This window comes from Rhizobium sp. FG96 (assembly GCF_057808655.1).
In genome coordinates, this window is the sequence record NZ_JBMDIL010000014.1 from 24,130 (window position 1) to 37,684 (window position 13,555).

Annotated in this window: 11 protein-coding genes; 4 read left to right on the top strand and 7 right to left on the bottom strand. The window is 62.0% G+C overall.

The features are described from left to right. Positions 1-117 precede the first annotated feature (117 nt). The gene (locus tag ACODR6_RS24500; protein ID WP_489024932.1) at positions 118-2,070 is read right to left on the bottom strand and encodes an acetoacetate--CoA ligase; all 1,953 of its coding nucleotides are present in this window, start codon (positions 2,068-2,070) and stop codon (positions 118-120) included. 163 nt (positions 2,071-2,233) lie between these two features. Here ACODR6_RS24500 and ACODR6_RS24505 point away from each other — a divergent pair, with 163 nt between their 5' ends. Then, positions 2,234-4,123, top strand: a complete 1,890-nt coding sequence (locus ACODR6_RS24505) for an AsmA family protein (protein WP_130279031.1) — start codon at positions 2,234-2,236, stop codon at positions 4,121-4,123. Here ACODR6_RS24505 and ACODR6_RS24510 read toward each other — a convergent pair whose 3' ends face one another. The 5 genes from ACODR6_RS24510 to ACODR6_RS24530 form a co-directional block, all read right to left on the bottom strand. Next, the gene (locus ACODR6_RS24510; RefSeq protein WP_112713186.1) at positions 4,124-4,942 is read right to left on the bottom strand and encodes an ABC transporter permease; all 819 of its coding nucleotides are present in this window, start codon (positions 4,940-4,942) and stop codon (positions 4,124-4,126) included. Between the two features lie 3 nt (positions 4,943-4,945). Next, the gene (locus ACODR6_RS24515; RefSeq protein ID WP_489024935.1) at positions 4,946-5,857 is read right to left on the bottom strand and encodes an ABC transporter permease subunit; all 912 of its coding nucleotides are present in this window, start codon (positions 5,855-5,857) and stop codon (positions 4,946-4,948) included. A 2-nt stretch (positions 5,858-5,859) separates the two neighbouring features. Next, a complete protein-coding gene (locus ACODR6_RS24520) occupies positions 5,860-7,002 on the bottom strand; it encodes an ABC transporter ATP-binding protein (RefSeq protein WP_199626206.1) in 1,143 nt (380 codons plus the stop codon). 97 nt (positions 7,003-7,099) lie between these two features. Then, positions 7,100-8,197: a polyamine ABC transporter substrate-binding protein gene (locus tag ACODR6_RS24525; RefSeq protein ID WP_112713192.1), complete on the bottom strand. Its 1,098-nt coding sequence runs from the start codon at positions 8,195-8,197 to the stop codon at positions 7,100-7,102. A 133-nt stretch (positions 8,198-8,330) separates the two neighbouring features. Then, on the bottom strand, positions 8,331-9,740 hold the full coding sequence (locus ACODR6_RS24530) for a helix-turn-helix domain-containing protein (RefSeq protein WP_489024937.1): 1,410 nt from the start codon (positions 9,738-9,740) through the stop codon (positions 8,331-8,333). A 159-nt stretch (positions 9,741-9,899) separates the two neighbouring features. Between ACODR6_RS24530 and aceA the strand changes: the two genes are divergently transcribed. The 3 genes from aceA to ACODR6_RS24545 all read left to right on the top strand — a co-directional run bounded on the left by aceA (position 9,900) and on the right by ACODR6_RS24545 (position 12,632). Next, the gene (aceA, locus tag ACODR6_RS24535; protein WP_489024939.1) at positions 9,900-11,189 is read left to right on the top strand and encodes an isocitrate lyase; all 1,290 of its coding nucleotides are present in this window, start codon (positions 9,900-9,902) and stop codon (positions 11,187-11,189) included. 23 nt (positions 11,190-11,212) lie between these two features. Continuing rightward, positions 11,213-11,449, top strand: a complete 237-nt coding sequence (locus tag ACODR6_RS24540) for an SMc00767 family acetate metabolism repressor (RefSeq protein ID WP_112713198.1) — start codon at positions 11,213-11,215, stop codon at positions 11,447-11,449. A gap of 106 nt (positions 11,450-11,555) precedes the next feature. Next, a complete protein-coding gene (locus ACODR6_RS24545) occupies positions 11,556-12,632 on the top strand; it encodes a helix-turn-helix transcriptional regulator (protein WP_489024941.1) in 1,077 nt (358 codons plus the stop codon). Position 12,633: 1 nt separating this feature from the next. On the opposite strand, the gene ACODR6_RS24550 is transcribed toward ACODR6_RS24545, so the two are convergent. After that, positions 12,634-13,503: a LysR family transcriptional regulator gene (locus ACODR6_RS24550; RefSeq protein ID WP_489024943.1), complete on the bottom strand. Its 870-nt coding sequence runs from the start codon at positions 13,501-13,503 to the stop codon at positions 12,634-12,636. Between the last annotated feature and the right edge of the window lie 52 nt (positions 13,504-13,555).

Consider the following 13,555-nt stretch of genomic DNA (forward strand, 5'->3'; position numbering starts at 1 on the left):
ATCATTCACAGCTCCAAGTGCCATCACCTTTGACGGACCTCCGTTAACGAATGGTTGCCGGGACCGGGAAGCTCTGAAGGGTGGAAGCTTGTAGTTTCGGGCGCATTTTACGCGACTTTAAACGTTTAACTCGGCCAATCCCGCAAATAGCTCAAGCGCTTCAGGATTTGCGAGCGCCTCCTTGTTCTTAACGGGGCGGCCGTGAACCACCTCGCGAACGGCGAGCTCGACGATCTTTCCCGACTTGGTACGCGGGATATCGGCGACGGCAATGATCTTTGCCGGAACGTGGCGCGGCGAGGCGCCGGTGCGGATGCGGTTCTTGATCGCTTTCGCCAGATCCTCGCTGAGCGCGACCCCGGGCGCCAGGCGAACGAAGAGCACAACGCGGACGTCATCATCCCAGTCCTGGCCGATGCAGAGCGCCTCGGCGACTTCTTCCATCTGCTCCACCTGATTGTAGATCTCGGCGGTACCGATACGCACGCCGCCAGGATTCAGCGTCGCATCCGAACGGCCATGGATGACGAGGCCGCCATGCTCCGTCCATTCGGCAAAGTCGCCATGACACCAGATATTGTCGAAGCGCTCGAAATAGGCGGCGCGATACTTGGCGCCATCGGCATCGTTCCAGAAGCCGACCGGCATGGAGGGAAAGGCCTTGGTGCAGACGAGCTCGCCCTTTTCCTGGCGCACCGGATTGCCGTCATCGTTCCAGACATCGACCGCAAGGCCGAGACCGGCGCCCTGGATCTCGCCGCGCCAGACCGGCTGCAGCGGATTGCCGAGCACGAAGCAGGAGACGATATCGGTGCCGCCGGAAATCGAGGCCAGCTGGATGTCCTCCTTGATACCTTCATAGACGAAGGTGAAGCCTTCGGGCGAGAGCGGCGATCCCGTCGAGGTCATCAGGCGCAGGCTCGAAAGGTCATGGCTGCTGCGCGGCGTCAGACCGCTCTTGCGGACGGCGTCGATATATTTGGCCGAGGTGCCAAAGACGGCAAATTTCTCCGCCTCGGCATAGTCGAACAGGACATTGCCATCGGGCGCGAAAGGTGAGCCGTCGAAGAGGCAGAGGGTTGCACCCGCAGCAAGGCCGCTCGCCAGCCAGTTCCACATCATCCAGCCGCAGGTGGTGAAGTAGAAAAGCTTGTCGCCCGGCTCGATGCCGCAATGCAGGCGGTGTTCCTTGAGGTGCTGCAGCAGCGTGCCGCCGGCGGAATGGACGATGCATTTCGGCACGCCGGTCGTGCCTGAGGAAAAGAGAATGTAGAGCGGGTGCGCGAAAGGCAGCTGGGCGAATTCGACCGGCTTTGCCTGATAAGGCGCGATCATCGCATCGAAGGTCTTGGCGCCCGGTATAGCAGCGGCCACGGCATCGGCATCGCCGGCATAATGGACGATCATCGACGGCGCCTGCAATTTTCCGGCGACCGTTCCGACCTTGGCGGAGACATCCTGCAGCTTGCCGTTATACCAATAGGCATCGCAGGCGATGAACAGCTTCGGGCCGATCTGGCCGAAGCGGTCGAGCACGCCCTGTTCGCCGAAATCAGGAGAACAGGAGGACCAGATCGCGCCGATCGAGGCCGCGGCCAGCATGCAGGCGATAGTCTCCGGCATGTTCGGCATCATCGCGGCGATACGATCGCCCTCGCCGATACCGAGCGCCCGGTAGGCCTGCTGCAGCTTAGAGACCATTTCGTGCAGGCGGTTCCAGGACCAGCGATCCTGCACCTTGTCCTCACCGCGGAAGATCAGCGCATCGCCCTCACCGGTATTGCGCAGCAGGTTTTCGGCGAAGTTCAGCCGGGCATCGGGGAAAAAGCGCGCCTTCAGCATGAGATCGCCATCGGCCAGCACCCGCTCGCCGCGTTCGCCGCGCACGCCGCAGAAATCCCAGAGGGTGGACCAGAAATGCTCGCGCTCGGCGATCGACCAGGCATGCAGGCCGGCATAGTCTTGAAGTGACAGGCCGAACGCCTCGTTGCAGCGCTGCATGAAGGCATACATCGGGCTCTTCTCGATGAACTCCCGCGACGGCGTCCAGAGCGGCACTGTGTCGTTCATTCCCATTTCCTCCCGTTTATTCGCTATATAACATGCTGCACTGCATTATAAAGTGTGCATGGCGCTCTGCGATCGGCCGTCCGAATTGCATATGGCGCGTATTTCATATATCCCGCAAGATCAGCGCCTAACGGGTAAGCGACTGAAAATACTGGCAGAGCTCATGAGTACGTCAAGACAACCGAAGTGGCGTAAAAAGATGGCCCCCGTTTCCCGCTGGCTTCCGGGTATTACACGTCTCGCAACCCTGCTCTTGCTTATTTCCGCCGTGATCTTTGTCGCCCTGCGCGTCGCCGCACCTTTCGTGGTTTCGACTGGGATGGTGCGCTCCGGCATCGAGGATGCGCTGTCGCGCTGGACCGGCTACAAGGCCGAGATCAAGGGCAGCCCGGAACTCGAATTCTGGCCGACGCCGCGCATCACGCTACACCAGATCGCCATCCGTCAGCCGCCGAACGCCGGCAACAAGCTGCTTGGCACGATCGACAGCCTCTCGGCCGATTTCAGCCTGATTGAGGCGCTGCGCGGCCATGCCAGCTTCCATGAATTCCATCTCTTGCGCCCGAACCTCTCGCTGACGCGCGACCAGCAGGGCCTGATCGACTGGACCTATGCCGGCCAGCTCGCCAAGGCGATCGACGGCGCGCACCAGGATGGCAATGCGCAGGTACTCGACCGCAAGCTTGATGCCGAAGTCGGCGCCATTACCGTCGAGGACGGGACGCTCAATGTTACCGATCTCGCGACATCCAAGACCTATCACTTCGAGGGTGTGACGGCCGATATCAACTGGCCGCGGCTTTCGAGCGGCATGTCGGCCGTGCTGATTGCGCGGACCGCCGGTCAGGACTTGAAGCTCGACTTCTCCTCGCGTAATCCACTGCTGGTCTTCGGCGGCAAGACCACCGAGCTGAAGGCATCGCTTGCCTCGAACCTCGTCACCGCCTCTTTCTCGGGTCTCGGCAGCATCACCAACTTGACCGGTCTCTCCGGCAATATCAGCGCCACGATCGGCGACATGCCGGCCCTGCTTGCATGGTCGGGCAAGTCGATCCCGGGGATCGAGAGCCTCAAGTCGTTTTCGATCAGCAGCGATGTGCTCTCGGCCGCCAATGGCCTGCGCTTCAACAATGTGACACTCGGGCTGAACGGCGCGACGGCAACCGGCGTGATGGACATTTCCAGCGTGCGCAACAACCGGGCGAAGCTCGGTGGGACACTCGCCTTCGACACCATGAACCTGAAGCCGTTCTTCGACGCCTTCGCGCTGCGCCTTGCGGCCGGTGAAGAAACGGCAACGCCGGACGGTGGGCCGTTGCAGCGTCTCGATCTCGATCTGCGCTTCTCCGCCAAGGAGATGCAGCTTGCGCCCTTCAACCTGTCGGATGTCGGGGCCAGCGTCATCGTTTCCAGCAACGAGGCCAAGTTCGATATCGGCGACAGCCAGTTCGAGGGCGGCACGATGCTGGCGCATCTGGAAGCAACGCGCGGCGATTTCGATGGTGGCGGCAAGCTGCAGATGTCGATCCGCGGTGCGGATTTCGGCGCACTGGTCGAACGGCTGCAGCTCAAAGGGCCCTTGCCGCTGACGACCGGGTCACTCGACTTGAACCTGAAGACGGCAAAGCCGCTTTGGACGGCTGGACTCGGCGACGTGACCGGTCAGCTCACCTTCCATGCGGGAACCGGCTCGATCGCCAATCTCGATGTCGAAGCGATCCGCAATCAGTCTGCGCAGCAGAAGTTCTTCCCGCTGAGTGCCGCGGGCGATCATTCGTTCCCGTTCACCGAGGCGCAGCTGACGGCGAATTTCTCGGCTGGTTCGGCAGAGCTTGAAGGCGTCAGCATCAAGGGCGCGGTGGAAACGCTGACGCTCTCCGGCATCATCCCCTACGAATCCAACGGGCTGGCGCTTTCCGGCTCACTGCAGGCGACCGACGATACGCGGGCAGCCGAGCTACCGCTGCTCCCCTTCTTCATCGGCGGTTCCTGGCCCAATCCGGTGATATCCCCGGTGCCGGTGCTGACGCAGCCGGCACCCAGCGCTCAGTAATCAGGGCGCGTTGGCGGCAGCGCGTTCGTCGCGTTCACGCTGGACTTCGCGGCGCTTGGTGATCACCGATGCCGCGATGACCCCGACCGCAACGACGGCGATCAGGATGGTGCAGACCGCATTGATCTCCGGCGTCACGCCCAATCGCACCTGGCTGTAGATCCTCATCGGCAGCGTCGTCGCGCCCGGGCCGGAGGTGAAGCTGGCGATAACCAGATCGTCCAGCGACAGGGTGAAGGCCAGGATCCAGCCGGAGAAAACGGCCGGTGCGATGATCGGCAGCGTCACCTCGAAGAAGGTGCGCACCGGCGGGGCGCCGAGATCCTGCGCGGCTTCCTCGATCGACTGATCGAAGCTCATCAGGCGCGACTGCACGACGACGGCGACGAAGCACATGGTCAGCGTCGTATGCGCCAGCGTAATCGTCCAGAAGCCGCGGTCGAGGCCGATCGCCACGAAGAGCAGCAGCAGCGACAGGCCGGTGATGACTTCGGGCATGACGAGCGGTGCATAGACCATGCCCGAAAACAGCATGCGGCCGCGAAAGCGCGTGTGGCGCACCAGCGTGATGGCCGCCAGCGTTCCGAGAATGGTTGCCGCCGTTGCTGACAGGACGCCGACGCGGACCGTGACCCAGGCCGCATCCAGCAGGGCGTCATTGTGCATCAACGACACGTACCACTTGGTCGAGAAGCCACCCCAGACGGTGACGAGTTTCGACTCGTTGAAGGAGAAGATCACCAGAAGCACGATCGGCAGATAGAGGAAGGCGAAGCCGAGCGTGACCGAGATGATGTTGAAGCGTGTCCAGCGTAGCATCTCTTATCTCCCCTGCTCGTCGGCTTTGGCCTGGGCATTCTGGAAGAACACGATCGGCACCACGAGGATCAAGAGAAGGATGGTCGCCACGGCCGAAGACACCGGCCAGTCGCGGTTCGAATTGAACTCGTTCCACAACGTCTTGCCGATCATCAGCGTCTGCGACCCGCCGAGCAGGTCGGGGATGACGAATTCGCCGACGGCGGGGATGAAGACCAGCATGCAGCCGGCGACGACGCCGGGCAGCGACAGCGGGAACGTCACCCGCCAGAAGGCACGGATCGGCGTGCAGCCGAGATCCTGCGCCGCCTCGATCAGCGTGCCGTCCATCTTCTCGAGCGAGGAATAGAGCGGCAGCACCATGAACGGCAGGTAGGAATAGACGATGCCGATATAGACAGCGATGTTGGTGTTCAGGATGATCAGCGGCGTATCGATGATACCCGTTCCGATCAGCAGCTGGTTCAGCAGTCCCTCCGGCTTGAGGATCGCGATCCAGGCATAGACGCGGATCAGGAAGCTCGTCCAGAACGGCAGGATGACCAGCATCAGCAGCGTCGGGCGGATGCTGCGCGGCGCCTGCGCCATGCCGTAAGCGATCGGATAGGCGATCAGCAGCGTCAGGAAGGTCGAGACGCCGGCGATGACGAGGCTCGATATATAGGCGTTGAAATAGAGCGGGTCGTCGATCAGGTAGCTGTAATTGTCGAAGGAGAAGGTCGAAATCTTCTCCATGAAACCGGCCCAGCCATCGCTAAACGAGAAGGCCGGTTCATAGGGCGGCATGGCGATCGCGGTCGTCGACAGCGAGATGCGGAAGACGATGAAGAACGGCGCCAGGAAGAAGATCAGCAGCCAGGCATAGGGAACGATAATGACCAGGCGGCTGTAGATGGCTGAACCGAGCTTGCCCATGATCAATCCTTCAAGAGCACGCCGGCGTCTTCGGCGAAGGTGACCCAGACTTCCTGGTCGTAGGTGAAGGGATCGTCGACGGCGCGCTGGGCATTGAGCAGCGAGGCCTTGACCACCTGGCCGCTCTTCAGCTTGACGTGGAAGACGGTCATGTCGCCGAGATAGGCGATGTCCCAGAGCTCGCCCGAGGAGGCGTTGACATTGGGATTGGCCGGTGGCTGGCGGGTGACCTTCAGCTTTTCCGGGCGGATCGCGAAACCGGCAGTGCTGCCCTTGGCGGGCATGTCTGATGTCGCGACCTTGACGCTGAAGCCGGCATCGATGGCGAGCTCGACACTCGTGCCATCGGCGGAGACCACCTTGCCGTCGAAAATGTTCACGTCACCGATGAAGTCGGCGACGAAGCGGCAGTTCGGTGCTTCGTAGATTTCGGCGGGCGTTGCGACCTGCACAACCTTGCCATGGCTCATGACGGCGATGCGGTCTGCCATCGTCATCGCTTCTTCCTGGTCGTGGGTGACGACGACGAAGGTGAGGCCGAGATTCTGCTGCAGGTCCATCAGTTCGAACTGGGTTTCCTCGCGCAGCTTCTTGTCGAGCGCACCGAGCGGCTCGTCGAGCAGCAGCACCTTCGGGCGCTTGGCAAGCGAGCGGGCGAGTGCGACGCGTTGGCGCTGGCCACCGGAAAGCTGGTTGGGCTTGCGCGAGGCGAACTGCTCGAGCTTGACCATCTTCAGCATCTGCGACACGCGCTCGGCGATCTCGTCCTTGCCCATGCCATCCTGGCGTAGGCCGAAGGCGATGTTCTTCTCGACGGTCATATGCGGGAAGAGCGCGTAGCTCTGGAACATCATGTTGACGGGACGCTTGTAGGGCGGCGTGCCGGCCATGTCGGTGCCGTCGAGGATGACCTCGCCCGCGGTCGGCTGCTCGAAGCCGGCCAGCATGCGCAGCAGCGTGGACTTGCCGCAGCCGGAAGCGCCGAGAAGGGCGAAGAATTCGCGGTGGTAAATGTTGAGGCTGAGATCGTTGACGGCGGTGAAATCGCCGAAGCGCTTCGTGACGTTCTTGAATGAGATAAAAGGCTTGGAGGCAGGATCGGCCCAGGGCGCGAAGGAGCGGCGAATATTGCCAAGAGACTTCATGGTTTTCCCCGAAATTATGAATTTGAAACCGGCGCTCCCCCGACGGCCGGCACGTCAATAAAAGGCCCGGGCGTTGCCGTCCGGGCCGAAGTCTCGATTACTGGCCGGTGACGACCTTTGTCCAGATTCGTGTCACGAGGCGCTGCGTTTTTGGATCGAGCGGCGGCACCGTGAAGAGCTTGGCCATGACCTCGGGCGTCGGATAGATCGCCGTATCGCCGATGACTTCCTTGTCCAGGAACTCCTGCGAGGCCTTGTTGCCGTTGGCGTAGAAGACGAAGTTCGATGCCTTGGCGGCAACTTCGGGCTTCATCATGTAATTGATGAATTCATGCGCTTCCTCGACATGCGGAGCATCCTTCGGGATACCGAAGACATCGAAGAAGATCTGCGCGCCCTGGCTCGGAACCGAGTAGTCGATCGTCACGCCGGCCTTGGCTTCGGCAGCGCGGTCGCGGGCCTGGAACATGTCGCCGGAATAGCCGAGCGCGATGCAGATATCGCCGTTGGCGAGCGCGCTGATATATTCGGACGAGTGGAACTTGCGCACGAAGGGACGAACCTTGAGCAGGACTTCCTGCGCCTTGTCGAGATCGGCCTGCTTCTTGCTGTTCGGGTCGAGGCCGAGATAGGCGAGAACCGACGGGATGACGTCGGTCGGCGAATCCAGCATGTAGATGCCGCAATCCTTGAGCTTCTCGGCCTTTGCCGGGTCGAAGAGCGCATCCCAGTTGGGCTTCTCGTCGGTGCCGAGCGCGGCCTTGACCTTGTCGACATTGTAGCCAATGCCGGTGGTGCCCCACATGTAGTCGACGCTGTATTCATTGCCGGGGTCGAAGGTCGCGACGCCCTTCATGACGACGTCCCACATGTTCTTCAGGTTCGGCAGCTTCGACTTGTCGAGCTTCTGATAGACACCGGCAGCGATCTGGCGCTGCATGAAGGAAACGGTCGGAACAACGACGTCATAGCCGGTGCCGCCCGCGAGCAGCTTGGTCTCCAGCGTCTCGTTGGAATCGAAGGTGTCGTAGACGACCTTGATGCCGGTTTCCTTGGTGAAGTCCTCAAGGATCGAGCTGTCGATATAATCGGACCAGTTGTAGACATTGACGACGCGTTCCTGGGCGTAGGACGGCGCGGCGGCAAGAATGGCCACGGCAACAGTTGCCGCGAGCTTTGCAATGACTGACCTCATAATCTCTCCTGTGGCTTATAATTATTAGGTATCACGCCCCCGGACACCCATTCCCTCTGGATTTTTAGCTAGACTAAGAAGGATTTTGAGAGCCGACAAGCGCAAAATCCTGCGCTCTCAATGATTTCAACTATCACTGAAAATCAAAGGCGCTGAGACCGGCCACCATCTCGTCTAGCCCAAGCGGGCGAGTGACCGGCGGCTCGGCGCGGGCAAGACAGCCCTTTCGTTCACAAAGGCGGCAGGCCGGGCCAATTGCAACTGCATGTGGCGAAGATGACGCCGCCAGGGCGTAGACGGTCGCATCCCTGAACTGGGCGTCGCAGGCAATGAGCAGCGCAGTGCGCCTGACCCTCTCGCCGAAGGGGGCTGCCGGGCCTTCCAGCGTTCGTGCGATCGTCAGAAAGGCGCTGCCATCCGGCGTCTCTACGGTTTCCGCCAGGATCTGGCCGGGCTGCAGGAAGGCGGCGTGAATATTCAGCTTGGGACAGCCGCCGCCGAAGCGAGCCTGCGGGAAGCCCGACGCCCCTGCCCGGCGCAGACGGCTTCCTGCCGCATCGATCTCCATCAAGAAGAATGGCACGGCGCTGTTCGACGGCCGCTGCAGCATCGTGAGCCGAGCCGCCGCCTGGCCGAAGGAACAGCCGAAGCGGCTACGCAGCAGATCGATGTCGTAGCGCACGGCTTTTGCCGCCGTCAGGAAGGCCTCGTAAGGCATCATCAGCGCCAGTGCGGCAGCGCGGGCGAGCTCGAAGCGGGCGATGCGCTGGGCTTCCGGCGTCGACAGAGCGAGCCCTTCCAGCTCCTTGCCGATCGCCGCCTTCAGGGCGAGCGTTGCGGCCTCGATGGCTATCTCCTGCAGCTGGTCCTGCGGCGACAGGCGTTCGGAGAGGAAAAGCCGCATGGAGTGGCGATCGAAGCGGCGTCGCAGATCCGGCATGACATGGACAGGCAGGACGCGCACGGTAATGCCGCGCTCCTTCTGTAGCCAATCCCTCAACACCTGTTGCAGATCGCCAGAGGGAAGCGTCATGAAGAACTGTTCGGCGGCATCCTCGATGACGGCGAAATAGGCCGGGCGCCGCTCCAGCGCGTCGCGCACCTCGTCGGCCGGAAGGCGCGCACCGGCAGCGGGGACTTGCGCACCGTCAGCCATCAGCGCGCCGAGATCCGAAAGCCGGGCAGCCTGTTCGCGGTAGGCGCGGTAGAGCTTCACCATGCCGCTCGCCGCATTGGGCGCAGCGTCCGATATCTCCACCAGCTCCTGATCGCCGGGAAGCTCACCCGACAGTAGCGGGTCGGCAAAGACTTCGCGCAGTTCGGCGAGATTATTGCCCGGCTCGCTCTGGAGCTCATCGAGGTCGACCTTGTAGACCGAGGCGAGCTTCAACAGCAGCTGAACGGTGAGCGGCCGTTGGTTGCGTTCGATCAGGTTCAGATAGGACGGCGAGATGCCGAGGGCTTCGGCCATCGCCGTCTGCGTGACGCCGAGGCCATTGCGGATGCGCCTGACTTTCGGTCCGGCAAAGATCTTCCGTTCCATGTCGATGCCTTTTACAAAATTTTACAAATTGACAAAGCCAACTTGTAAATCTCGCGCCAATATAACCTCTTTCTCAGGCACTTAAGCAAGTCTTTTCTGGCTTTTGGCGGTGATCTTGTAAATTCTGTCACACAAGCAATCGAGCTGAAGGAGGATATTGTGACTGAGTTTGACAAGCTGATCCGCAACGCACCGGCTGGCCGTTTCGACGGCATCGAGCGCCCCTATTCCGCCGAGGACGTCAGACGGCTGCGCGGTTCCGTGGAGATCAGCCACTCGCTGGCAGAAATGGGTGCTGCGAGGCTCTGGGAGCTGCTGCACCGCGACGATTTCGTCAATGCGCTCGGCGCTCTCTCCGGCAGTCAGGCCATGCAGATGGTCCGCGCAGGACTGAAGGCGATCTATCTCTCCGGCTGGCAGGTCGCGGCAGACGCCAATACCGCCTCGGCGATGTATCCGGACCAGTCGCTCTATCCCGCCAATGCCGGGCCGGAGCTTGCCAAGCGCATCAACCGCACACTGCAGCGCGCCGACCAGATCGAGACCTCCGAAGGCAAGGGCCTCTCCGTCGAGAACTGGTTTGCGCCAATCGTTGCCGATGCCGAGGCCGGTTTCGGCGGGCCGCTGAACGCCTTCGAGATCATGAAGGCCTATATCGAGGCGGGCGTTGCGGGCGTCCATTTCGAGGACCAGCTGGCATCAGAGAAGAAATGCGGCCATCTCGGCGGCAAGGTTCTGATCCCGACGGCGGCGCATATCCGCAATCTCAACGCGGCGCGTCTGGCAGCCGATGTCATGGGCGTTTCGACGCTGGTGATTGCGCGCACGGATGCCGAGGCAGCAAAGCTTTTGACTTCCGATATCGACGAGCGCGACCAGCCCTTCGTCGATTACGATGCCGGGCGCACCGTCGAGGGCTTCTATCAGGTCCGCAACGGGTTGGAGCCCTGCATTGCCCGCGCGGTCGCCTATGCGCCCTATTGCGATCTGATCTGGTGCGAGACGTCGAAGCCCGATCTCGATCAGGCGCGGCGCTTTGCCGAAGGCGTGCACAAGGTGCACCCGGGCAAGTTGCTTGCCTATAACTGCTCGCCGTCCTTCAACTGGCGCAAAAACCTGGACGAGGCGACGATCGCCAGGTTCCAGCGCGAACTCGGCGCCATGGGCTACAAGTTCCAGTTCATCACGCTTGCCGGCTTCCATCAGCTGAACTTCGGCATGTTCGAGCTGGCGCGCGGCTACAAGAGCCGGCAGATGGCCGCCTATTCCGAGCTGCAGCAGGCGGAGTTTGCCGCCGAGGTCAACGGCTACACCGCGACCAAGCACCAGCGCGAAGTCGGCACCGGCTATTTCGATGCCGTATCGCTTGCCATCACCGGCGGCCTGTCCTCGACGACCGCGATGAGGGAATCCACCGAGCACGCACAGTTCAAGCCCGCAGCGGAATGACCGCGCAACAGGAGGAGAAGACCATGGCTTCCATCTCACGTGTCCGCGAACGCGCGGAAGAGCAGTCCTCGACGATGACGCCGGACCAGCAGAGCATGATCCGCATGCTCGCCAACGATCTGCACCGGCTCAATCAGTCTGTCATGAAGGCGGTTGAATCCGGTATTTCGGTAGAGCTTGTCCGGTCCGCCCGCCATCACGGCGGCGACGGCAACTGGGGCGATCTGATGATCCCGGTTGTCGTTGCCAACCGCACCTAAAGAGTGAGAAGGCGCCGGGAAAACCGGCGCCTTCTGCGTCATTTGACGCAATTGTCAGTCCCAGCAAAGGCGAGCATAATATCATCAAGCTCTTATGGGACGTCATATGCCTGCAACAATACGCGCGGACGTGCAGTCCCTGACCGATATGGTCTATGGGGCACTGCTCGGGGAAACCAGCTGGCAGGGTTTTCTGGATACGCTGAACACGCGCATGCCGGATGGAAAGTCGACGCTCTTTTTTCATGATGCGGTTCTCGGCTCCGGCGGGCTGTCGCTTTCATCCGGCCTCGAAGACGCTGCCGCGAAAGCTTACAACACCCATTTCAGCACCGTGAACCCGTGGATGGCGAAGGCCGCCGTGCGCCCCGTCGGGCTCGGCGTCATCGCCGATCAGATGCTGCCACACGAAGAGCTGCTGAAAACCGAATTCTATCACGACTACCTGCGCAGCATCGGCTGCCGCAGCAGCATCGGTGTGACGATCATGCGGGAGAAGGGGCGGTCCTTCAATCTCTCGACGCTGACATCGAGCACCGACGCCGGCTATAACCGCGCCAACGCCCAGGTGCTGACCGAACTCGCCCCGCATCTGCGTCGGGCCTTCGATTACCTGCGCCGCGAGCGAAGCAACGAGGCAGGCGGCAAGCCGCTGCTCGATGCGATCGGCGTCGGACTGATCTATCTCGGCGAGGAGCGCAAGGTGCGCTCGATGAACACCGCGGCGCAGATGATGCTGACGGAGGGATGCGGCATCAGCGTGACCCCGACCGGGCGGCTGAACGTCAACGACGCCAATGTCAACGAGCAGCTGCGCGCCACCGGCCGCTCCGGCGAGCCGCTGCAGCCGGTTTGCAGCGGGCGCATCGGCAACATCAAATACACGCTGGTACGGCTGCAGTCCGATTTCATGAGCGAGTTCCTGCAGGAGCCGACCTCGGCGCTGATCATCGAGCGCTCCGGCGGCATCTGCGCCCATCTGAACGACAGGCTGAGCGGCAACGAGCACCTGACCGCCGCCGAACTGCGCATCGCCTCGTCGATCGCCAGCGGCCTGTCGCTGCGCGATACCGCCAAGCTGAACGACATCAGCTACGAGACGGCGCGCTCGCACCTGAAGAACATCTTCTCCAAGCTCGGCGTCAACAGCCAGGTGGCCTTGGTACGAAGACTGATACCGTGAGCTAGCTGCGGCTGGCGCGCTTGCCGGCGAAAAGATCGGAATAGCTTTTCAGCAATTTGGTCATCCGATCGGCAACGGCGCGGATTTCCGGCCGGTGGCGGTCTTCGTTGTTCATGACGATCCACTGGCGATGCTTGAGCTCGGGAATTTCGCCGCCGAGACGCTGAAGCTCCGGATCGAGATCGCCGACGAAGCAGGGGAGCACCGCCCTGCCCGCCCCAGCGCGCACCAGATCCGGCAGCGACCGCGGCCGGTTGACGGTGGCGGCGATCGGGCCGGATGCGTTGCGATAGGGCCAGCGCAGATAGCCGGAGATCGCCTCGTCCTCGGCAACGGCCACCCATTGCTCCGCAGCCTCGGCAGCATTGCGCCTGACATAGACGGCATAGGCGACCTCTCCGAGCAGACGCGCGGCAAGGTTTGCCTCGTCGGGTTCGAAGGCGCGGATGCCGATATCGCTCTCCCGGTAGGAAAGATTGGCGCGGGTTTCGCCGATCGTCAGCGAGATGGCAAAGCCATCGCCGGGCATGCGGATCGCCGAGAAATTCTCGGTCAGCAGCCAGGCAACCCAGGTTCCCGCCGCAACCCTTACCGTCGCTCCGCCCTCGCCCGACTGGCGCCAGGCATCGACCTTGCGGGCGGCGGCCTCCATCTCCTGCAGGTGATCGAGGAGAGCCTGACCATCCGGCGTCAAGCGGTAACCGGTCTGGCTGCGGACGAAGAGCGTGCGGCCGGTTTCCTGCTCGAGCTCCAGCATGCGGCGGCCGACGGTTGCCGGGCTGAGGCCACTGGTGCCGCTCGCGCCGGTGAGGCCGCCGAGACGGGCGACCTGGAGGAAGAGCTGATAGGAATCCCAAGCCGTGTTTTTCATCGGTGAAAATCGTATGCCGATTTCAGCTGTTTAAGAAGCGATTTTTGATGTG

Coding starts and splice junctions, on each gene's coding strand:
- ACODR6_RS24500 (WP_489024932.1), bottom strand. CDS start 2,070: ATGAACGACACAGTGCCGCTCTGGACGCCGTCGCGGGAGTTCATCGAG.
- ACODR6_RS24505 (WP_130279031.1), top strand. CDS start 2,234: ATGAGTACGTCAAGACAACCGAAGTGGCGTAAAAAGATGGCCCCCGTT.
- ACODR6_RS24510 (WP_112713186.1), bottom strand. CDS start 4,942: ATGCTACGCTGGACACGCTTCAACATCATCTCGGTCACGCTCGGCTTC.
- ACODR6_RS24515 (WP_489024935.1), bottom strand. CDS start 5,857: ATGGGCAAGCTCGGTTCAGCCATCTACAGCCGCCTGGTCATTATCGTT.
- ACODR6_RS24520 (WP_199626206.1), bottom strand. CDS start 7,002: ATGAAGTCTCTTGGCAATATTCGCCGCTCCTTCGCGCCCTGGGCCGAT.
- ACODR6_RS24525 (WP_112713192.1), bottom strand. CDS start 8,197: ATGAGGTCAGTCATTGCAAAGCTCGCGGCAACTGTTGCCGTGGCCATT.
- ACODR6_RS24530 (WP_489024937.1), bottom strand. CDS start 9,740: ATGGAACGGAAGATCTTTGCCGGACCGAAAGTCAGGCGCATCCGCAAT.
- ACODR6_RS24540 (WP_112713198.1), top strand. CDS start 11,213: ATGGCTTCCATCTCACGTGTCCGCGAACGCGCGGAAGAGCAGTCCTCG.
- ACODR6_RS24545 (WP_489024941.1), top strand. CDS start 11,556: ATGCCTGCAACAATACGCGCGGACGTGCAGTCCCTGACCGATATGGTC.
- ACODR6_RS24550 (WP_489024943.1), bottom strand. CDS start 13,503: ATGAAAAACACGGCTTGGGATTCCTATCAGCTCTTCCTCCAGGTCGCC.